Source organism: Solihabitans fulvus (assembly GCF_008386585.1).
GTDB classification, from domain to species: domain Bacteria; phylum Actinomycetota; class Actinomycetes; order Mycobacteriales; family Pseudonocardiaceae; genus Solihabitans; species Solihabitans fulvus.
Window position 1 is genome coordinate 19,701 of the sequence record NZ_VUOB01000106.1, and the last position, 19,664, is coordinate 39,364.

A 19,664-nucleotide genomic window follows, 5' to 3' on the forward strand; every position below is an offset into this window, starting at 1 on the left:
AGCAGACGGTGACCGAGCAGACGGACGGCAGGCGGGCGCGCGGCGAACGCCGCCGCCGCGCGATCGTCGAGGCCACCCTGCGGGTGATCGAGCGGGACGGGGTAGCCGGCGTCACGCACCGGACGGTGGCCAGGGAGGCCGAGGTGCCGACCACCGCGACCACCTACTACTTCGCCGGCCTCGACGACCTGCTCACCGCGACCCTCCTGTGGTCGGCCGAGCGGTTCGCCGAGGCCGCCGCCGAGCTGGTGCGCGCGTTCGCAGAAGAAGCGGAAGAAGCCGTCGGCGCCACCGCCGACCTCATCGACGCCGTGGCGCGGCTGCTCGCCACCGCCGTCGGCCGGGACCGGGGCCGCACCCTCGCCGAGTACGAGCTGTACCTGTTCGCGGCCCGCCGGCCCGAGCTGCGGCCGGCCGCCCGCCGCTGGATCGACCTGCTCGCCGGGCTGGTCCCGCACGCCGACGAGGTGGCCTTCCGCGCGCTGGTGGTCGGCGTCGACGGCCTGCTGATGCAGGCCCTGATCGCCGATCAGCCGCCGACCGAGGCCGACTTCCGGCCCGTCGTGGCGTTCCTGCTCGCGCCGCTGCGGCCGCGCAGCAACAGCCAGTAGAGCAGGCCGGGCACGGTCAGCCCGATCAGCCACGAGACGTCCGCGCCGCCGAGCAGCGGGGCGAGGAAGCCGACGAACACGCCGTCGGCGTTGGCGAACGGGATCTGCACCGCGATGCCGATCGCGTAGGCGAGCAGCGCCCGCCCGTTCCACCTGCCGTACGCGCCGTCCGGGTCGTAGATCGCCGTGAGGTCGTAGCGCTCGTGCCGCACCAGGTAGAAGTCGACCAGGTTGATCGCGCTCCACGGCGTCAGGAAGTACAGCAGGAACTCGAGGAAGAGGATGAAGTTCCGCAGGAAGTCGCCCCGCCCGAGGATCGCCAGCGTGGCGCCGAGCACCGCGACGACGGCGATGTAGGCGATCCGCCCGCCCCGCGACAGCGCGGCCCTGCGGGTGAACGCGGTCAGCGTGGTGGCCACCGACATGTAGCCGCCGTAGACGTTGAGCACGTTCACGGTGAACTTGCCAAGCGCGATGGCCAGCAGCAGCGGCACGACCAGCGCGCCGCCGCCGAGCCCGACGATGTAGTCCACCTCGTGGCCCTTGAAGGCCTTGCCCGCCACCGCGAACGCCAACGCGCCGAAGCACATCGCCCAGCTCGCGCCGAGCACCGTGCCGCCGTAGGTCCACCAGAACGTGGACCGCACCGACGTGGTCGACGGCAGGTATCGGGAGGTGTCCGCGACGTAGGGGCCGAAGGTCAACTGCCAGGACGCGGTCAGCGACAGCGCGAGCAGGAACGCCGGCAGGTCGAACTTCGGCGCGGCCAGCACCGCGCCGACGTCCTTGCCCGCGACCAGCCGCACGGACAGATACACGAACACCACCACCGACAGCACCGAGGCCACCCAGCCGAACCGGTGGATCAGCCGGTAGCCGAGGATCGCGACCAGGGCGGTCAGCGCGGCGTAGCAGGCGATGCTGACGTCGATCGGCAGGTGCGTGATGCCGGCGACCGCCTGCCCGCCGAGCACGTTGCCGCTGGCGAAGAACCCGAGATACATCACCACGACGAGCAGCAGCGGCAGCACCGCGCCGTGCACGCCGAACTGCGCCCTGCTCTGGATCATCTGCGGCACACCGAGTTTCGGCCCCTGCGCGGCGTGCAGCGCCATCGGCACCCCGCCGAGCGCGTTGCCGAGCACCACGGCCACCAGCGCCCACAGCGGGTGCAGCCCGACCAGGACGGTCAGCGCCCCGGTCACCGCGGAGGTGATCTGCATGTTCGCCGCGAACCACAGCGTGAACAGGCTCCTGGGATGCCCGTGCCGCTCCGACTCGGGAACGGGATCGATGGACCTGCGCTCGACCTCCAACGCACCTGCCACAGCAGCTCCTTCGTCCGGAGGGGATCCGTCAATTAGTGATCTCGCACACCGCCCGGACCAGACCGCATCGGCCGAAGCCGTCTGCGATGCCAGACGATCGGCGCGGCGAGGGTAGGGACACCCCTACCCGAAACCCGGGGGTGTTCCCGGATGCGGTCCCTGACCTGCCACCCCTAGCCTCCTGAGCAAGGGGAAAGCCGGACTCGAGGGGCGAAAAATGGCGCGGGCGCTTGGAATTGGTCTGGTGACGGCCACGGTGGCCGGGTTGGTCGTGCTCGGCGCCTGCGGGCTGCTGACGACGAACCGGGAGACGTTCTCCGACGACAGCCCCGTCGCCGAGAAGATCGCGGCGGTTCGGCTGGACGGCCTCGGCTCGGGCAGCGTCAGGCTCAGGACGCAGGACGGCGCGACCGGCACCACCGTGCACCGCGAGGTGCACTACGCGACGAATAAGCCGGGCGTGACGCAGCAGGTCGACGGCGGCGACACCCTGGTGCTGCGCGGCTGCGGCGAGAACAACTGCTCGGTGGACTACGACGTGGTGGCGCCGACCGGGGTGAAGATCACCGGCGGGGTCGGCTCGGGGAGCATCGAGCTGACCAAGGTGGCCGAGGCGGACGTGCGGACGAGCTCCGGCTCGGTCACGGCGCGCGGGGTGGCCGGCTCGGTGCGGGTCGAGGTCGGCTCCGGCAGCGTCACGCTTTCCGACGTCGGCGGCGCGGCCACGGTCAAGTCCAGCTCCGGCAGCGTGGCGCTGGACGGCGTGCGCGGCGCGTTGGCCGTCCAGGCCGGCTCCGGCCGGATCAGGGGAGCCAACCTCGGCGGCGACCAGGCCGACGTGAAGACTTCGTCCGGCGAGATCGACCTCGGGTTCACCACGATGGCGTCGGTGACCGCGCAGACCGGCAGCGGCGACGTCACCCTGACCGTGCCGAAGGGCAACTACCGGGTGGCCGTCGACACCAACTCCGGGAACCGCTCGGTCGACGTCGTGCAGGACCCGGCCGCCACGCACGCGCTGACCCTGCACACCAGCAGCGGCGATGTCGCCGTCAAGGCGGCCTGAAGTCCTTGCCGCGCAAGCCTCTTCCTGCCGGGTCAGCCGTTCTGTTCGTAGGCGGCCCGCAGCAGGCCCTCGACCTCGGCGTCCACCTCGTCCACCCCGGTCAGCGCGATCTTGTGGGTCGCCTGGCCGGGGGCCTTCGCCGGCCGCAGCCGCGCGCTGTCCGGGGGCGAGGTGAAGCGCAGGCCGAGGTCGACCCTGCCGAGGGTGGCCGCCTGCACGGCGGCGAACTGCCTGGCGCGCACGAACGGCACGTAGCTGCCGCGCCCCTCGACGGTGACGTCCGCGCCGAGGCCGGTGGCCAGCTCGGCGACGCGGTCGTAGATCGGTCGGAGCGCGGCCTTGCGCCCGGCGTACTGGCCGTCGACGTACTCGGCGACGGTCGGCTCGCGCCAGCCGGCCCGGCGCGCCGCCGCGAAGGCGACCGCCCACTGCGAGTTCTGCCCCATTCCGTGCTCGTCCCGCAGCCAGGCGCGCACCGCGTGCTGGTCGAGCGGGTCCGGTCCGGACGCGAGCACCAGCGCGACCCATTCGTCCAGGTCCCGGCCGGTGCGCTCGCGCATCGACGCGGTCACCGCGGCCATCATCTCGGCGGGCGACTTCGACTGACCTGTCATCAGGCGAAACTAACCCGCCCACCCGACACTCGCTGAGGTCCATGTCACACCGCCTCGGGAACATCCCGGCTGGCGCGTCCGTTGGACTGGCAGGAAGATTGAGCGTAGCGGGCTCAAGTCCGGTTTGACGGTGGAACATAGGTCCGCCCAGACTTGAGCTGGGGCCGCTCAACGAGCGGCGAGACGCCAACTCAGCACACACGCACTAAGCAGGAGGAACTCATGGCGCGAGCGGTCGGCATCGACCTGGGGACGACCAACTCCGTCGTCGCCGTCCTCGAGGGCGGTGAACCGACGGTGATCGCCAACTCGGAGGGTTCGCGGACCACCCCGTCCATCGTGGCCTTCGCCAAGAACGGCGAGGTGCTCGTCGGCCAGCCGGCGAAGAACCAGGCGGTGACCAACGTCGATCGCACGATCCGGTCGGTCAAGCGCCACATCGGCACCGACTGGGCCACCGAGATCGACGGCAAGAAGTACACCTCGCAGGAGATCAGCGCGCGCGTGCTGATGAAGCTCAAGCGCGACGCCGAGGCCTACCTCGGTGAGGAGATCACCGACGCGGTCATCACCGTCCCCGCCTACTTCGAGGACGCGCAGCGGCAGGCCACCAAGGAAGCCGGCCAGATCGCCGGCCTCAACGTGCTCCGCATCGTCAACGAGCCCACCTCGGCCGCGCTGGCCTACGGGCTGGACAAGGGCGAGAAGGAACAGACCATCCTGGTCTTCGACCTCGGTGGCGGCACCTTCGACGTGTCCCTGCTCGAGCTCGGCGACGGCGTCGTCGAGGTCCGCGCGACCAGCGGCGACAACCACCTCGGTGGCGACGACTGGGACCAGCGGATCGTGGACTGGCTGGTCGAGAAGTTCCGCACCAGCAGCGGCATCGACCTGACCAAGGACAAGATGGCGCTCCAGCGGATCCGCGAGGCCGCCGAGAAGGCCAAGATCGAGCTGTCCAGCTCGTCCACGGCCAACATCAACCTGCCCTACATCACGGTCGACTCGGACAAGAACCCGCTGTTCCTCGACGAGACGCTGTCCCGCGCGGAGTTCCAGCGGATCACCTCCGACCTGCTCGACCGCTGCCGGGCGCCGTTCAACAACGTGATCAAGGACGCCGGCATCAGCGTCGGCGACATCCACCACGTGGTGCTGGTCGGCGGCTCCACCCGCATGCCGGCCGTCGCCGAGCTGGTCAAGGAGCTGACCGGCGGCCGCGAGCCGAACAAGGGCGTGAACCCGGACGAGGTCGTCGCCGTCGGCGCCGCCCTCCAGGCCGGTGTGCTCAAGGGCGAGGTCAAGGACGTCCTGCTGCTGGACGTCACCCCGCTGTCGCTTGGTATCGAGACCAAGGGCGGCATCATGACCAAGCTCATCGAGCGCAACACCACGATCCCGACCAAGCGCTCGGAGATCTTCACCACGGCCGACGACAGCCAGCCCTCGGTGCAGATCCAGGTGTTCCAGGGTGAGCGCGAGATCGCCGCGCACAACAAGAAGCTCGGCATGTTCGAGCTGACCGGCCTGCCGCCCGCCCCGCGCGGCGTGCCGCAGATCGAGGTCACCTTCGACATCGACGCGAACGGCATCGTGCACGTGTCCGCCAAGGACCTCGGCACGGGCAAGGAGCAGTCGATGACGATCACCGGCGGTTCCGCGCTGCCGAAGGACGACATCGAGCGGATGGTCAAGGACGCCGAGGCGCACGCCGAGGAGGACAAGCGCCGCCGCGACGAGGCCGAGGTCCGCAACCAGGCCGAGACGCTGGTCTACCAGACGGAGAAGGTTCTCAAGGAGAACGACGAGAAGCTTCCCGCCGACGTCAAGGAGAAGGTCAAGGCCGCGGTCGACGAGGCGAGCGAGGCGCTCAAGGGCGAGGACATCGCCGCGATCCGCACCGCCGTTGAGAAGCTCGCCACCGAGTCGCAGTCGCTCGGCCAGGCCCTCTACGCCAACACCGGCGCCGAGGCCGGCGCGGCCGGCGGCGACGCCGGTGCGGCCGGCGCCTCGGGTGCCGCCGGCGGCGCGGCCGGGCAGCACGACGACGTCGTCGACGCCGAGATCGTCGAAGAGGACCCGAAGAAGTGAGCCAGGGACAGCAGCAGCCCACTCCTCCCCCGGCCGCGCGGCCGGGGGAGCAGGGGGAGGAGCAGCCACACGTGGTGGTCAGGGATCGTCGACGCATCGACCCGGAGACCGGCCAGGTCAGGCACTCGGTCGAGGACAGCGTGCCCGGCACGGCGGACGAGACCGGTTCGCCGGCCGTCCCGCCCGTTGACCCGACCGTCGGGGACGCCGACGGCGGCCGACACGCCGTCGCCGACGAGTCGGACGCGTTCGCGGGCCTGCGGGCCGAGCTCGACGAGCGCACGGCCGACCTCCAGCGGCTCACCGCGGAGTACGCCAACTACCGCAAGCGCGTCGAGCGGGACCGCGAGGTCGTGGTCACCGCAGCCAAGGCGCAGGTCGCGAGCGAGCTGCTCGGCGTGCTCGACGACGTCGAGCGGGCGTCCGCGCACGGCGACCTGACCGGGGCCTTCAAGGCCGTGGCGGACAAGCTGGTCACCTCGCTCCAGCGGGCGGGCCTCGAGCCGTTCGGCCACGAGGGCGAAGCGTTCGACCCCTCGGTGCACGAGGCCGTGCAGCACGACACCTCGCCAGAGGTGAGCGGCCCGACCGTGACCGGGGTACTGCGCCGGGGCTACCGCTTCGGCGACCGGATGGTCCGGCCCGCGCTCGTCGCGGTCACCGACCACGAGCCCGGGTCCGAGCAGCCGATCGTCGACGTGCCCGTCGACGAGCAGGCCTGAGCACACAAGTCAGCTGAGAAAGGAGGAGACGTCCGGTGAGCGCTAGGGACTGGATCGAAAAGGACTTCTACCGCGAGCTGGGCGTCTCCTCCGACGCGTCGGCCGACGAGATCAAGAAGGCGTACCGCAAGCTCGCCAGGGAGCTGCACCCGGACGCGAATCCGGGCGACAGCAAGGCGGAGGCGCGGTTCAAGGCCGTGTCCGAGGCCTACGGCGTGCTGTCGGACACGGCCAAGCGCAAGCAGTACGACGAGGCCCGCAGGCTGTTCGGCGGCGGTGGCGGCTTCGGCGGTGGCGGGTTCGGCGGCGGGTCCGGCGGCTTCGACATCGGCGACCTGTTCAACCGCGCGGGCGCCGGCGCGGCGTCATCGGGCGGCGGCGCGGGCGCTGGCGGCATCGGCGACCTGCTCGGCGGGCTGTTCAACCGGCGCGGCAGCACGACCGCGTCGGCGAACCGGCCCCGCAGGGGCGAGGACGTCGAGACCGACATCCGCATCGACTTCACCGAGGCCGTGCGGGGAGCCACCGTGCCGTTGCGCCTGTCCAGCCCGGCGACCTGCGGCACCTGCCACGGTTCCGGCGCGAAGCCGGGCACCTCGCCGCGCACCTGCGCCACCTGCAACGGCGCGGGCCTGGTCACCCGCAGCCAGGGCGCGTTCGCGTTCAGCGAGCCGTGCCGCGACTGCCGGGGCACCGGCCGGATCATCGACGACCCCTGCCCGGAGTGCGCGGGCGAGGGCGTCAGCACCAAGACCAGGACGCTGACCGTCCGGGTGCCCTCCGGGGTCGACGACGGGCAGCGCATTCGCCTTGCCGGGCAAGGAGAACCGGGCCGCAACGGCGCGCCGGCCGGCGACCTGTTCGTGCGGGTGCACGTCAACCCGCACCAGTTCTTCGGGCGGTCCGGCAACGACCTGACGATCACCGTGCCGGTGACCTTCCCCGAACTGGCGCTCGGCACCACGTTGACGGTGCCGACGCTGGACGGCAAGGTGACATTGAAGGTCGCGCCCGGCACCCCGAGCGGACGCGTCCTTCGGGCACGAGGCAAGGGCATCGAACGGCGGGACGGGCAGGTCGGCGACCTGCTGGTGACCGTGCAGGTCGCGGTGCCCAACAAGCTGGACGACAAGGCAACGGAAGCATTGCAGGCCTACGCCGAGGCGACCCGCGAGCACGACCCGAGGGCGGAGCTGACCGCGTGGCTCGAACAGGGGAGGTCGTCGTGAGCATCCCACCGCTTGGCTCGACGGGGTCCGCGTTCCCGTTCCCGCCAGGTGCGGACGAGGACACCCCGATGTTCGTGATCTCCGTGGCCGCCCAGCTGTCCGGGCTGCACGCGCAGACCCTGCGCAGCTACGACCGGCTCGGCCTGGTCTCGCCAGGCCGCACCTCCGGCGGCGGCCGCCGCTACTCGATGCGCGACATCGTGCTGCTGCGCGAGGTGCAGCGGCTGTCCCAGGAAGACGGCGTCAACCTCGCCGGCATCAAGCGGATCATCGACCTGGAGAACGAGGTCGACGCCCTACGCAGCAGGCTGCTCGAGCTGACCGAGGAGCTGGCCGCCGCGCACGTCGCCGCCGAGCAGGCCGCCGCGACCGTGCACGCCTCCTACCGCAGGGACCTGGTTCCCGTGCGCCGCGAGACCGCGCTCGTGGTCTGGAAGCCCCAACCGCGCCGCTGAGCTTTCGGGCCTACGACACAACCTCCCCGAACACCAGATCGGCCTCGACCACCGAGCCGTTCGCCTGCCCCGGGTTCGTAGGCTCTGGGTTCGCCGGTTCCGCGTGCGCCGGCTCGGTGTTCACCAGCCCCGTGTTGACCAACGCCGCGTTCACCAGTTCTGCGTTCACCTGGTCCGACCCGAGAGCACGCTCCCGCGCCTGCTCCGCCGTGCGCCCGTACCTGCGATGCCGGTCGACGAGCCGACGCAGCCGCAGCTCCTCGTCCGGCGCGAGGAACCACACCTCGTCCAGCGCCGCGCGCACGCGCGGCCAGTGCAGCAGGTAGTTGCCCTCGGTCACCACCAGCGGCACCTCGGGCGGCACCGGCACCGCGCAGGCGATCGGCTCCTCGATCTCGCGGCGGAACTCCGGCGCGTACACGACGCCGGAGTCGTTGCGCCGCAACCGAAGCAGTAGCTCCAGGTAGCCGGCCGCGTCGAAGGTGTCCTCGGCGCCCTTGCGGTCGGCCCGGCCAAGCCGCGCCAACTCCCGCTGCGCCAGGTGGAAGCCGTCCATGCCCACCAGCGCGGCCCGTCCCGGCAGCGCCCCGACCAGCCGCGCGGCCAGCGTCGACTTGCCGGCCCCCGGTGCACCGCAGATGCCGAGCAGTCGCCGTTCGCCTTGCGCCGCAAGCCTTTCGGCCCGCCGCACCAGCTCGGCGAACGCCACCGACGTCACCCGCTCAGCCATGCCCGCGCCCCCACTCGGCTCACTCGCCGCGCCGCCACCTCGTTGGCCGCGTCGATCAGCTCGGGTAGATCCTCCGCCGTCGGCACCCGACCCAGCCGCGCCACCCCGAACAGCAGCGCGCCGTGCCACACATCGCCCGCCCCGAGCGTGTCCCGCGCCGGCACCCTCGGCACCGCGCGCTCGCCCGCGCCGCCGTCGCGACCCGACCAGCGCACCGGAGCCGCGCCCGCCGTCCTGGTCACCAGCGCAACGCCGAGCCGGTGCAGGGCGCGCTCGGTCGCGGCGGCCTCGGGATGGTCGGGCAGCCGGAAGGAGGACGAGCACGCGCACACGTCCACCAGCGGCAGCAGGTCCGCGAGCACCGGCTTCCAGCTGCCGGCGTCGAGCAGCACCGGGACACCCGCGCGGCGCGCCGCTGCGGCCACGGCGAGCGCGAGCCGAGGGTGGTGGCCGTCCACCAGCACCGCCCCGGTCACGGCGAGCCCGGCCGACGCGTCGACCAGCACGTCGGCGGCGTTGTGCGACACCACGGTCCGCTCGCCGTCCCGCTCCCGCACGGCCGCCGCGCTCACCGGCGGCGGCCGATCGCGCTCGGGGTCGGCGTCGAGCACCCGAACCCCGTGCGCGGCGAGGTCGTCGCGGGCGAACCCGGCCAGCGGGTGCCGGCCGAGGACCGTGTGCAGGGTGGTTGCCGCGCCGAGCGACGCCGCGGTGACGGCGGCGTTCGCGGCAGGCCCGCCCGCGGCCAGCTCGACGGACGCCGACTGGGTCTTCTCGCCGGGACCCGGCAGCTCGGCAACGCGCTGCACCAGGTCGACCGTGCACAGCCCGGCCAGCACCACCTCGACGTCGTTCATGTGGCCGACCCCATCATGTTCCGCGAACTCCCGTGTGGTTGATTGCGTGGCGTCCCCACGCGGGTATGGTCCCCGGCAACCGCTTGCGCAAACGCTTGCCGGCCGGAGGAGCAAGGAAGCCGCACATGGTCACTATGCGGGATGTCGCCACGCTCGCTGGCGTCTCGATCACCACGGTCTCGCACGTGGTCAACGGCACCAGGGCCGTCGCCCCGGAGACCAAGACCCGCGTGCTCGCCGCGATCGAGGCCACCGGCTACACCGGCGACGCCATCGCGCGGTCGCTGGTCACCGGCGGCACCAAGTCGATCGGCGTGGCGATCTCGCTGGTGACCAGGCCCTACTTCGCCGAGCTGATCGCCGCCGTCGAGGACGAGGCTGCGAAGGCCGGCTACACGCTGGTGCTGGTGAACACGCGCGACGACGCGAAGACCGAGCACGACGCGGTGCGCACGCTGCGGTCCCGTCGGGTCGACGGCCTGCTGCTGACCCCGTCGGCCGGGGCGGGCGAGGGGGTGCTGCCCGAGCTGCGGCAGCTCGGGTTGCCGACCGTGCTGGTGGACCGGCTGTCGGTGAACCAGGAACTGGACCAGGTCGGGCCGGAGAACGTGCAGGCCACGTCCGCGCTGGTGCGCCACCTCGCCGAGGCCGGGCACCGGCAGATCGCGATGATCACCGGAGCCGAGGGGCTCGCCACGACGGCCGAGCGGGTGCTCGGCTACCGCCTCGGGCTCGGTCGCGCCGGGTTGCAGTGGGATGAGGCGCTGGTGGCGTCCGGAGAGGCCGGCCTGCCCCGGTTGCTGGACGTTCCGCTGCTGGCGCCGACGGCGGTGGTCGCGGGGGACAGCACGGTGCTCGCCGGCCTGCTGCGCGCGGCAAGGGCGCGCGGGGTGCGGATCGGCACCGACCTCGCGGTGGTCGGGTACGACGAGGTGGACTGGGCCGACCTGGTCGACCCGCCGGTGACCACGATGGCGCAGCCCATCGACGGGATCGGCCGCGCCGCCGTGCGCATGCTGCTGGCCAGGATCGCCGACCCGGACCGGCCTGCGGAGACGGTTCGGCTCCCCCCGACGCTGATCCACCGCCAGTCCTGCTGCCGCTGACACTCGCGGTTCAACTCCACACGATGACCGACCGCGAGTCAGGTGGCCTGGTCAGGAGCGTTCGAGCAGGGCGGCGGCCTCCAGCACCATCCACGCCCCGACCTGCACGGACAGGTCGCAGTGCCCACCCGAACCCCACCACCTGACCGGCCGTCGGTCGGGTGGCCTGGTCAGGAGCGTTCGAGCAGGGCGGCGGCCTCCAGCACCATCCACGCCCCGACCTGCACGGACAGGTCACGTTCCGGCGCCCCGCCCGTTGGCTCGACGGCCGGGACGGACCAGTCGGGCCCGAACAGCGGCCCGCCAGAGGCCATCCCCCTGTTGCGCCACGCCGCCTCGGCGGAGTCGTACACCAGCGCCGACGCGAGCCGCGCAGGCTCCGGCCTGCCGAGCCCCGGCAGCAGCACGGCCGCCTGGGCCAGGTACCGCGCCAGGATCCCGCTGAACAACCCGCCGTCGCCGCCGCCGTGCCCGACCAGCACGCCGTCCACGGTCAGCTCCCCGGCCACCGCGGCGATGACGCGCTCCGCCCGGTCCAGCCACGCCGAGGTGCCGTCCGCCCGCGCCAGCTCAAGACACGCGCCGAGGTAGACGCCCTGACAGTAGGTGTAGATCGTCTTCTCGACGTCGGTCACCACCCCGGCGGCGTCGACGTGCAGCCCGTCCCAGACCAGCCCGGTGTCGGGGTCGACCAGCCACTCGTCGATCCACTCCACGGTGGACCTGGCGCGCTGGAGGTCGGTCCGCTCGCCGCCGTGCACGGCGAGCCGCGCGAGCAGGATCGCGGTGGGGCCGTTGGCCGGCACGTTCTTGAAGTCCGAGCCCTTCCGCCACCAGATGCCGCCGCCGGCGTGGTCGGTCCAGGCGCCGCGAAGCTCCGAGGCGATCACGGCCTCCGCGCGGGGTCGGTACACGCCGAGGTCCTTGGCCGCGCGCACCAGCGCCAGGCCGAGCCAGGCCATGTCGTCGTAGAACACGTTGGTCCAGCTGCCGAAGTTGCGCAGGTGGACACCGCGCACGAAGTTGGCGACGACCGCGGCCCGCGCGCCGGTCGGCGAGCGCAGCTGGGCGTCGACGAGACAGTCCAACACGTGCGCCTGCCACCAGTAGTTCCAATGCAGGTGCAGCCGCTGCGGCAGCGTCGGCGGCCACCCGGCGACGCCAAGCAGCGTGCCGGGCACACACCACACCCGGCGCAGGTGCCTCGACTGCACCGCCCGCTCGGCAACCCCGGCCCGTGCGGCCATCAGCCGGGGGCTCGACCTTTGCGCGGTCACGACTCAATGGTGAGGGCTGGACCGGTACAGAAGCTCCCCCGGGGAAATCTTGTCACCAGGCCGTGTCGAGGTCGGCGTGCTGCCGCACCCACGTGTGCATGACGATCCCCGCGGCGACACCGGCGTTGATCGACCTGGTCGAGCCGAACTGCGCGATCGACACCAGCAGCGCGGCGGCCGCCCGCGCCTCCTCCGTCACCCCCGGGCCCTCCTGGCCGAACAGCAGCAGGCACCGCTTGGGCAGGTCGACGCGCTCAACGGGACGTGACCCCGGGGTGTTGTCGACCGCGACCAGCGCGAGGTCCTCGGCCGCCGCGAACGCCACCAGCGCCTCGACGTCCGCGTGGTGCCGGATGTGCTGGTAGCGGTCGGTGACCATGGCGCCCCGCCGGTTCCATCGACGCCGACCGACGATGTGCACCTCGCGCGCGGCGAACGCGTTCGCGGTGCGCACGACCGTGCCGATGTTGTGGTCGTGCTGGAAGTTCTCGATGGCCACGTGGAAGTCGTGCCGCCGCAAGTCGAGGTCGGCGACGACGGCGTCGCGCCGCCAGTACCGGTACGCGTCGACCACGTTGCGGCGGTCGCCGTCGGCCAGCAGCTCGGGGTCGTAGCGTTCGTCGGTCGGCCACGGCCCCTGCCACGGCCCTACCCCGACAGCCTCACCCGATCCCCATTCGGTGGGCCCCTGCTCGTCGCTCACCGCGCCGCCTGGCGTACAGGCCGAGCCAGGACGTCAGGATGAGCACGACCACGAAGCCCTGGACGAGCGCCTTGTAGCCGTCCGGGTAGAGCACGCCGGTGACGTAGTGGTCGATGAAGCCCGGCAGCTCCGGCATGCCTGCCGCGTGCCGGAACACGTTCTCCAGCAACGTCAGCGGACAGTCGACCGCAGGGAACGTGATGATGATGATCGCCCACGCGGCGAACATCAGGTGCAGGTAGAACACCCAGCGCCAGCGCCACGCGACGAAGCCCCCGAACAGCACGAAGGCCAACGCCGCGAAGTGCAGGATCACGACGAGCACGACCATCATCTGGGCGACCATGTGGACCTCCCTGGTCCAGATTAGGCCGCTTCGCCTCGCGCGTCCTGTCGAATTCCGCCAGTTTCACCCTGTCGTCGGCACTCACCGCCACGGGACCTGCGCGCTCACGTCGATCAGCAGGTCGACCGCCGCGGCCACCGGAGCCTGGGTGATCCCGCCGGGCAGGACGAGGGCCAGTTCGCGGTCGTCGAAGACCAGCACGCCCTGCCCCAGCCTGGGATCGGCGGCCAGCGGGCCGGTCAGCCCAGGGTGCAGCACGGCGCGCGCGAACGCGGGATCCGGTGTCTGCACGTGGAAGCGCGCGTCGAACGCCGGGTCGCCGATCTGCACGTCGGCGTGGAACGCGGTGAGCCAGGTCAGGCCCTGCGGCGCGATCGTCAGCCGGGGCCCTGGCGCGGGACGCGGGATCAGCACCACGGTGAAGGCCGCGACCGTGCTGTAGGCGACCTGCGTCTGGAGCACCGGCAGTTCGATCGCGAGCCCGTGGGTGCCTCGGCGGGGCCCGGTGATCTGCACACCGAGCCCCAGCCGCCGCGCACCCGTGATCCGGTAGATGTCGTGCACCCGCTGTTCGATCAGCGGGTCGGTGGTGCCGTAGCCCCAGCCCAGCTGCGCGGCCAGTGCCTGCACGGCGTTCGCCCACGCCGGGGCGTTCGTCTGCGCCTGCCGCCGGCGCGCCACGCCGGCGATGACGCCGATGGCCAGGATCACCAGGATCACCGGGATCACGTAGATCACAGCCGACATCCCCCAGAATCAGGTCGGGTCACGCCAGGTCAGGTCACGCCAGGCCGAGGTCGGCCAGGTCGAGCAGGTAACGGTAGGGCAGCCCGGCGGCCTCGATGGCCTCCTTGGCCCCTGTTCCCCTGTCCACCACCGTAGCGACTCCGATGACCCTGGCGCCCGCCTCGTTCAGCGCCTCCACGGCGGTCAGCACGCTGCCGCCGGTGGTCGAGGTGTCCTCGACGGCGAGCACCGGCTGGCCGGTGACCTCGATGCCCTCGATGCGGCGCTGCATGCCGTGCTGCTTGGTGGCCTTGCGCACCACGAACGCGTCGAGCACGTCGCCGTCGGCCGCGGCGGCGTGCATCATCGCGCAGGCCACCGGGTCGGCGCCGAGGGTGAGGCCGCCGGCGGCGACGTAGTCCCAGTCGGCGGTGAGCTGCCGCAGCAGCCTGCCGATCAGTGGGGCGGCCGCGTGGTGCAGCGTCGCCCTGCGCAGATCGACGTAGTAGTCGGCCTCGGCTCCCGAGGAGAGCGTCACGCGGCCGTGCACCACGGCCAGCTCGCTCACCAGACGGGCCAGCTCGGCCTTGGCGGTGGTATCCAGAACGGCTTCATCTCGCACGAGACGCCAGCTTGTCACATCCCGTTCAGGTGCGCCCTCGGCCGCCCGCCGCGCGCGTCGCGAGTCGTCGCAGCAGCGCCCTCGGGACCAGCCTGCTCAGGCCGACGATCGCCTTGTACTGCGCACCGGGCACCGAGACGACCCGGCCGCGGCGCAGGTCGGCGAGGCAGTCGTGCACCACCCGGTCGGCGTCCAGCCACAGCGCGTCGGGGGTGCTGGCCATGTCGATGTCGGCCCGCTGGTGGAACTCGGTCCTGGTGAAACCCGGGCACAGCGCGATGATCCGCACGCCGGCGTCGCGCACCGCGACGGCCATGCCCTCGGAGAACGAGGTCACCCACGCCTTGCTCGCCGTGTAGGTCGAGCCCCTGCCCGGCAGGAATCCGGCGACGCTGGACACGTTCACCACCGCGCCCCTGCCCCTGTCGAGCATGCCGGGCAGCACCGCCCTGGTCAGCCGCAGCACGCTGGTGACGTTGACGTCGAGCTGGGCCTGGAGCTGCTCGACGTCGGAGGTCCAGAACTCCCCGGCCGTGCCGAAGCCAGCGTTGTTGACCAGGAACTCCACCGGGGCCGCGCGGTCGGCGAGCCGCTCCTCGACCTTGGCGCGCTGCTGCGGGTCGGCGAGGTCGGCCGGCAGCACCTCGACGTCGACGCCGTGCCTGCGGTGCAGTTCCTCGGCGAGGTCGGCGAGGCGTCCCTCGTCGCGGGCCACGAGGACCAGGTCGTGTCCTTCCGCGGCGAGTCGGCGGGCGAACGCGGCGCCGATGCCGGCGGTCGGCCCGGTCACGAGCGCAATGGGCATGGCGCGCAAGGTACCGGCCACCGCGATCAGCTCGGCTTGCGGTCGAAGTTGGGGCGGTAGACCTCGCCGCCTGAGCCGGTGTCGCCCTCGGCGTCGAACGGGTCGACCACGTCGGCCAGCTCGCCGAGGTCGCGCAGCAGCCGCTCCAGCCTGGCGGGGGCCGTGTTGGGCGGCGCGGAGGCCATCACCCAGTCCTCTTCGAGCCACACCACGGTGACGTCGCCGCCGATCTCCTCGGCGGCCTCGACCAGGTCGGGGGTGATCAGCCGGCGCGCGGCGGTCAGGTCGGAGACGAACGCGTAGCGCTGGCCGACCGGGCCGAGCAGGTCGGGCATCTGCTCCCGCTGGAACGGCACGCTCGGCAGCCACAGCTCGACGACGACCGGCAGCGGCCGTCGGCAGCGCACGCCGACCAGCACGGAGTTGACCTTGCCGTTGTTCTCGTGGTCGAAGACGTAGACCTGCCTGCGGCCGTCCGCGGTGAAGGTGGACCCCGCGACGACGTCGCGGGCGGTCCCGGTGCCGTAGTAGGCGATCGCGCCGTTCTCCCACCGGGTGGGCAGCACCTGGTCGGTCTCCTCGAACTGCCACCCGCGCAGGGCGGCCCACCTGCGCCGCTCCCGGTTCCGCGCGGTGCGCTGCGCGCGGTCTGTCGCGAGCAGCGCGAAGCCCGCCACGCCCGCTACCGCGGTGATGGTGAACCAGACCCACGCAGGTACGTCCACGAGTGCGAGAGTAGCGGGCCGGACGCCCACAACGAAGATCACTTGGGACGATTTCCCCACGCGTTTGCCGCCGGGAACGCCGACCGCCCCGGCGCGGGGTGCGCCGGGGCGGGTCGGGACGGTTCGGGCGAACCGGTCAGGCGCGCCCGACGATCAGGCCGGAGTTGTCGTCGACGACGTCGACCCGCACGGTGTCGCCGTCGCGGATCTCGCCGGCCAGCAGCTCCTTGGCGAGCTGGTCGCCGATGGCGGACTGCACCAGCCGCCGCAGCGGCCTCGCCCCGTAGACCGGGTCGAACCCGTTGAGCGCCAACCAGTCCCGCGCCGACGCGGTGACCTCGAGGGTCAGCCGCCGCTGGGCGAGCCGCTTGGCCAGCTTGGCGACCTGAATGTCCACAATGGAGGTCAGCTCCTCGGTGGCCAGCGCGTGGAACACGACCACGTCGTCCAGCCGGTTGAGGAACTCCGGCTTGAAGTGCGTGCGGACCTGGGCCATCACGGCGTCCGAGCGCTCCCGCTCGTTCAGGTTGGCGTCGGCGATGGCCTGCGAGCCGAGGTTCGAGGTGAGCACCAGGATGGTGTTGCGGAAGTCCACCGTGCGGCCCTGGCCGTCGGTGAGCCTGCCGTCGTCGAGCACCTGGAGCAGCACGTCGAACACGTCGGGGTGGGCCTTCTCCACCTCGTCGAACAGCACCACGGAGTAGGGCCTGCGGCGCACCGACTCGGTGAGCTGGCCGCCCTGGTCGTAGCCGACGTAGCCGGGCGGCGCGCCGACGAGCCTGGCCACCGAGTGCTTCTCGGAGTACTCGCTCATGTCGATGCGAATCATCGCCCGCTCGTCGTCGAACAGGAACTCCGCCAGCGCCTTGGCCAGCTCGGTCTTGCCGACACCGGTCGGCCCGAGGAACAGGAACGACCCGGTCGGCCGGTCGGGGTCGGCGACCCCGGCCCTGGTCCTGCGCACCGCGTCGGAGACCGCGCGGACCGCCTCCGCCTGGCCGACGACGCGCGTGGCCAGCTCGTCCTCCATCCGCAGCAGCTTGGTGGTCTCGCCCTCGAGCAGCCGGCCAGCGGGGATGCCGGTCCAGGCGCTGACCACGTCGGCGACGTCGTCGGGCCCGACCTCCTCCTTGAGCATCACGGCCGCGTCCTGGGTGGACCTGGTCGCGTCCTCCAGCTGCTTCTCGATGGCGGGGATCTTCCCGTAGCGCAGCTCGGCGGCGCGCCCGAGGTCGCCGTCGCGCTCGGCCCGCTCCGACTCGCCGCGCAGCTGCTCCAGCTGCTCCTTGAGTTCGCGGACCCGCTCGATGGAGCCCTTCTCGTTCTGCCACCGCGCGGTCAGCGCGGCCAGCGTCTCGCGCTGCTCGGCGAGCTCGGCGCGCAGCGCGGCGAGCCGGTCGACGGAGGCGGCGTCGCTCTCCTTGGCCAGCGCCATCTCCTCGATCTCCAGGCGGCGGACCGCCCGCTCGACCTCGTCGATCTCCACCGGCCGCGAGTCGATCTCCATGCGCAGCCGGGACGCGGCCTCGTCGACGAGGTCGATCGCCTTGTCCGGCAGGAAACGCGCGGTGATGTAGCGGTCGGACAGGGCGGCGGCGGCGACCAGCGCGGCGTCGGTGATGCGCACGCCGTGGTGCACCTCGTACCGCTCCTTGAGGCCGCGCAGGATGCCGATGGTGTCCTCGACGCTCGGCTCGCCGACCAGGACCTGCTGGAAGCGCCGCTCCAGCGCGGGGTCCTTCTCGATGTGCTCGCGGTACTCGTCCAGCGTGGTCGCGCCGACCATCCGCAGCTCGCCCCTGGCCAGCATCGGCTTGATCATGTTACCGGCGTCCATCGCGCCCTCACCGGTCGCGCCAGCGCCGACGATGGTGTGCAGCTCGTCGATGAAGGTGATCACCTGGCCCTCGGAGTCGGTGATCTCCTTGAGCACGGACTTGAGCCGCTCCTCGAACTCGCCGCGGAACTTCGCGCCGGCGACCATCGCGCCGAGGTCGAGCGAGACGACCCGCTTGCCGCGCAGGGACTCCGGCACGTCGCCGGCGACGACCCGCTGGGCGAGGCCCTCGACGATCGCGGTCTTGCCGACGCCGGGTTCGCCGATCAGCACGGGGTTGTTCTTGGTCCGCCTGGACAGCACCTGCACGACGCGGCGGATCTCGGCGTTGCGGCCGATCACCGGGTCGAGTTCGCCCTTGCGGGCGCGCTCGGTGAGGTCGATGCCGTACTTCTCCAGCGCGCGGTAGGTGCCCTCGGGGTCGGGGCTGCTGACCCTGGCGGAGCCGCGCACCTTGCTGAACGCCTCGCGCAGTGCGTCCGGGGTGGCGCCGTGCCGGCGCAGCAGGTCGGCGACCTGGCCGCCGTGCTCGGCGAGACCGACGAGCAGGTGCTCGGTGGAGACGTACTCGTCGCCCATCTCGGTCGCGAGCTGCTGGGCCTTGGTGAGCACGCGGACGGCGTCGCGGGACAGCTGCGGGGCGGACACCGTCGAGCCGCTGGCCGCCGGCAGGCCCCTGACGATCTGCTCGAGCTCCTTGTGCACCTGCGCGGGATCGGCCCCGACCGCGGACAGCAGCGGGGCGGTCAGCCCATCGCCCTGCGCGAGCAGCGCGCCCAACAGGTGTGCGGGCCCGACATCGGGATTGCCGGCCACCGTGGCGGCCTGCGCCGCCGACGAGACCGCCTGCTGGGTCTTCGTGGTCGGGTTGAAAGCGTCCATCCCCTCACCTCATCAGCCGTTGTCCAGGACGGTAGGACCCGCGCAACAGCCTGGCGTAGGTCCCGTCATCCTGCACAACGTCAGAAAAGTTGAGCGTGTTCCGCTCAACTATGCCGTCAGGCTGTGACCCTGGACACGGGTGCGGGTGCGGTGGGTGGGCGGTGGGTGGGCGGTGGGTGGGCGGTGGGTGGGCGGTGGGTGGGCGGTGGGTGGGCGGTGGCGGTGGATGGGCGACAGGTGGGCGACGGGTGACAGCGGGCGACGGGTGACAGCGGGCGACGGGTGACAGCGGGCGACGGGTGACAGTGGGTGGCGGCGTGCGGCGTGCGGCGTGCGGCGTGCGGCGTGCGACGGGTGGCGGAGGGTGGCGGTGGGTGAGCGACGGGTGAGCGGTGGGTGGCGATGGGTCGCGGTGCTCGCGTGATGGTCCTTGCGGGAGCGCGGTAGCGAGCTGCGGTCGAGTTATCCACAACGTGCCCAATTGTCCACAGCGTGCCGTCTCTCGCCGACGCGCGGCGCGGGCGGTGACTAGGCTGGCACAGGGCAGGCCCCCGAGGTGGGTGGGGTGTCTTTGCAGGTGGGTGGGCCTGTCGTCCGGGGGTTGGTGGGCCGAGGGTTTGAGGCTGGTGGGCCGGGGTTGGCGGGAATCCGGTGCGATCTGGCGCGGAGTCCGGTGGTGTGGCTCCTGGTCGGTTCCTACCGTTGGTGATCATGATGGTGCTGCTGGCGATAATGACCGGCCTGGTCTATGTCCTGCTCAGCTCCCTGATCGCGGAGCCACAGCGGCTGCGGTTCAACGCGCTGATGGTCGCGGGGGCCGGGGCGGCGTACGCGTCCGGCGGCGGGCTCGGGCCGTGGGAGCTGGTGTTCTGCGCCGCGATGACCTACGTGGCCTACCGGGGGCTAGAGTCAAGGCCGTGAAGTTTGCGGGT

General features: G+C 72.0%; 19 protein-coding genes and 1 pseudogene. 8 read left to right on the forward strand and 12 right to left on the reverse strand.

The window, feature by feature from the left end:
• Positions 1 to 8 precede the first annotated feature (8 nt).
• Positions 9 to 611: a TetR/AcrR family transcriptional regulator gene (locus F0L68_RS39885; protein ID WP_149855136.1), complete on the forward strand. Its 603-nt coding sequence runs from the start codon at positions 9 to 11 to the stop codon at positions 609 to 611.
• Here F0L68_RS39885 and F0L68_RS39890 read toward each other — a convergent pair.
• Entirely contained in the window at positions 530 to 1,939 is a 1,410-nt protein-coding gene (locus F0L68_RS39890) for a purine-cytosine permease family protein (protein WP_149855120.1), read from the reverse strand. The genes F0L68_RS39885 and F0L68_RS39890 overlap by 82 nt on opposite strands.
• Before the next feature lie 244 nt (positions 1,940 to 2,183).
• Here F0L68_RS39890 and F0L68_RS39895 point away from each other — a divergent pair, with 244 nt between their 5' ends.
• Positions 2,184 to 3,005 carry a DUF4097 family beta strand repeat-containing protein gene (locus tag F0L68_RS39895; RefSeq protein WP_149855121.1) on the forward strand — a complete coding sequence of 274 codons (822 nt, stop codon included), beginning with the start codon at positions 2,184 to 2,186 and terminating at the stop codon, positions 3,003 to 3,005.
• A 32-nt stretch (positions 3,006 to 3,037) separates the two neighbouring features.
• On the opposite strand, the gene F0L68_RS39900 is transcribed toward F0L68_RS39895, so the two are convergent.
• Positions 3,038 to 3,619 (reverse strand): DUF5655 domain-containing protein, encoded by a 582-nt coding sequence (locus F0L68_RS39900; protein WP_149855122.1) that lies wholly within the window; start codon positions 3,617 to 3,619, stop codon positions 3,038 to 3,040.
• A 222-nt stretch (positions 3,620 to 3,841) separates the two neighbouring features.
• On the opposite strand from F0L68_RS39900, the gene dnaK reads away from it, so the two are divergent.
• From dnaK to F0L68_RS39920, 4 genes are all read left to right on the forward strand, one after another.
• The gene (gene dnaK, locus F0L68_RS39905; RefSeq protein WP_149855123.1) at positions 3,842 to 5,710 is read left to right on the forward strand and encodes a molecular chaperone DnaK; all 1,869 of its coding nucleotides are present in this window, start codon (positions 3,842 to 3,844) and stop codon (positions 5,708 to 5,710) included.
• Complete coding sequence (gene grpE / locus F0L68_RS39910) at positions 5,707 to 6,432, forward strand: nucleotide exchange factor GrpE (protein WP_149855124.1); 726 nt, start codon at positions 5,707 to 5,709, stop codon at positions 6,430 to 6,432. Before dnaK ends, grpE begins: the two co-directional genes overlap by 4 nt.
• 35 nt (positions 6,433 to 6,467) lie before the next feature.
• Positions 6,468 to 7,661 (forward strand): molecular chaperone DnaJ, encoded by a 1,194-nt coding sequence (gene dnaJ / locus F0L68_RS39915; RefSeq protein WP_149855125.1) that lies wholly within the window; start codon positions 6,468 to 6,470, stop codon positions 7,659 to 7,661.
• 68 nt (positions 7,662 to 7,729) lie between these two features.
• The gene (locus F0L68_RS39920) at positions 7,730 to 8,116 is read left to right on the forward strand and encodes a heat shock protein transcriptional repressor HspR (protein ID WP_149855137.1); all 387 of its coding nucleotides are present in this window, start codon (positions 7,730 to 7,732) and stop codon (positions 8,114 to 8,116) included.
• Between the two features lie 10 nt (positions 8,117 to 8,126).
• Here the strand turns inward: F0L68_RS39920 and F0L68_RS39925 are convergent, their stop codons facing one another.
• Both F0L68_RS39925 and F0L68_RS39930 read right to left on the reverse strand, forming a co-directional pair.
• Positions 8,127 to 8,846 (reverse strand): nucleoside/nucleotide kinase family protein, encoded by a 720-nt coding sequence (locus F0L68_RS39925; protein ID WP_149855126.1) that lies wholly within the window; start codon positions 8,844 to 8,846, stop codon positions 8,127 to 8,129.
• Positions 8,831 to 9,703 carry a PfkB family carbohydrate kinase gene (locus F0L68_RS39930; RefSeq protein WP_149855127.1) on the reverse strand — a complete coding sequence of 291 codons (873 nt, stop codon included), beginning with the start codon at positions 9,701 to 9,703 and terminating at the stop codon, positions 8,831 to 8,833. The genes F0L68_RS39925 and F0L68_RS39930 overlap by 16 nt, the downstream gene beginning before the upstream one ends.
• A gap of 125 nt (positions 9,704 to 9,828) precedes the next feature.
• Between F0L68_RS39930 and F0L68_RS39935 the strand changes: the two genes are divergently transcribed.
• Positions 9,829 to 10,809, forward strand: coding sequence for a LacI family DNA-binding transcriptional regulator (locus tag F0L68_RS39935; protein WP_149855128.1), 981 nt, complete (start codon positions 9,829 to 9,831; stop codon positions 10,807 to 10,809).
• Positions 10,810 to 10,979: 170 nt separating this feature from the next.
• Here the strand turns inward: F0L68_RS39935 and F0L68_RS39940 are convergent, their stop codons facing one another.
• The 8 genes from F0L68_RS39940 to clpB all read right to left on the reverse strand — a co-directional run bounded on the left by F0L68_RS39940 (position 10,980) and on the right by clpB (position 18,732).
• Positions 10,980 to 12,056, reverse strand: coding sequence for a glycoside hydrolase family 76 protein (locus F0L68_RS39940; RefSeq protein WP_149855138.1), 1,077 nt, complete (start codon positions 12,054 to 12,056; stop codon positions 10,980 to 10,982).
• A gap of 82 nt (positions 12,057 to 12,138) precedes the next feature.
• Entirely contained in the window at positions 12,139 to 12,789 is a 651-nt protein-coding gene (locus F0L68_RS39945) for a TrmH family RNA methyltransferase (RefSeq protein WP_149855129.1), read from the reverse strand.
• Positions 12,749 to 13,135 (reverse strand): DUF2784 domain-containing protein, encoded by a 387-nt coding sequence (locus F0L68_RS39950; protein WP_149855130.1) that lies wholly within the window; start codon positions 13,133 to 13,135, stop codon positions 12,749 to 12,751. Before F0L68_RS39950 ends, F0L68_RS39945 begins: the two co-directional genes overlap by 41 nt.
• Before the next feature lie 81 nt (positions 13,136 to 13,216).
• Entirely contained in the window at positions 13,217 to 13,873 is a 657-nt protein-coding gene (locus F0L68_RS39955) for a hypothetical protein (protein WP_149855131.1), read from the reverse strand.
• A gap of 43 nt (positions 13,874 to 13,916) precedes the next feature.
• On the reverse strand, positions 13,917 to 14,465 hold the full coding sequence (gene pyrE / locus F0L68_RS39960) for an orotate phosphoribosyltransferase (protein ID WP_149855139.1): 549 nt from the start codon (positions 14,463 to 14,465) through the stop codon (positions 13,917 to 13,919).
• 43 nt (positions 14,466 to 14,508) lie between these two features.
• A complete protein-coding gene (locus tag F0L68_RS39965; RefSeq protein ID WP_149855132.1) occupies positions 14,509 to 15,288 on the reverse strand; it encodes an SDR family NAD(P)-dependent oxidoreductase in 780 nt (259 codons plus the stop codon).
• A 26-nt stretch (positions 15,289 to 15,314) separates the two neighbouring features.
• Positions 15,315 to 16,013, reverse strand: coding sequence for a TtfA family protein (locus F0L68_RS39970; RefSeq protein ID WP_149855133.1), 699 nt, complete (start codon positions 16,011 to 16,013; stop codon positions 15,315 to 15,317).
• A gap of 136 nt (positions 16,014 to 16,149) precedes the next feature.
• Complete coding sequence (clpB, locus tag F0L68_RS39975; RefSeq protein ID WP_149855134.1) at positions 16,150 to 18,732, reverse strand: ATP-dependent chaperone ClpB; 2,583 nt, start codon at positions 18,730 to 18,732, stop codon at positions 16,150 to 16,152.
• A gap of 714 nt (positions 18,733 to 19,446) precedes the next feature.
• Here clpB and F0L68_RS39980 point away from each other — a divergent pair.
• A pseudogene (locus F0L68_RS39980) lies at positions 19,447 to 19,644 on the forward strand (DUF6010 family protein); the annotation flags it as partial.
• Positions 19,645 to 19,664: the final 20 nt, after the last annotated feature.

Bases quoted from the DNA above. Each gene is read 5' to 3' on its own strand.
- F0L68_RS39900 (WP_149855122.1), bottom strand. From the start codon at position 3,619: ATGACAGGTCAGTCGAAGTCGCCCGCCGAGATGATGGCCGCGGTGACC.
- dnaK (WP_149855123.1), top strand. From the start codon at position 3,842: ATGGCGCGAGCGGTCGGCATCGACCTGGGGACGACCAACTCCGTCGTC.
- F0L68_RS39920 (WP_149855137.1), top strand. From the start codon at position 7,730: ATGTTCGTGATCTCCGTGGCCGCCCAGCTGTCCGGGCTGCACGCGCAG.
- F0L68_RS39925 (WP_149855126.1), bottom strand. From the start codon at position 8,846: ATGGCTGAGCGGGTGACGTCGGTGGCGTTCGCCGAGCTGGTGCGGCGG.
- F0L68_RS39930 (WP_149855127.1), bottom strand. From the start codon at position 9,703: ATGAACGACGTCGAGGTGGTGCTGGCCGGGCTGTGCACGGTCGACCTG.
- F0L68_RS39935 (WP_149855128.1), top strand. From the start codon at position 9,829: ATGGTCACTATGCGGGATGTCGCCACGCTCGCTGGCGTCTCGATCACC.
- F0L68_RS39940 (WP_149855138.1), bottom strand. From the start codon at position 12,056: ATGGCCGCACGGGCCGGGGTTGCCGAGCGGGCGGTGCAGTCGAGGCAC.
- F0L68_RS39950 (WP_149855130.1), bottom strand. From the start codon at position 13,135: ATGGTCGCCCAGATGATGGTCGTGCTCGTCGTGATCCTGCACTTCGCG.
- F0L68_RS39965 (WP_149855132.1), bottom strand. From the start codon at position 15,288: ATGCCCATTGCGCTCGTGACCGGGCCGACCGCCGGCATCGGCGCCGCG.
- clpB (WP_149855134.1), bottom strand. From the start codon at position 18,732: ATGGACGCTTTCAACCCGACCACGAAGACCCAGCAGGCGGTCTCGTCG.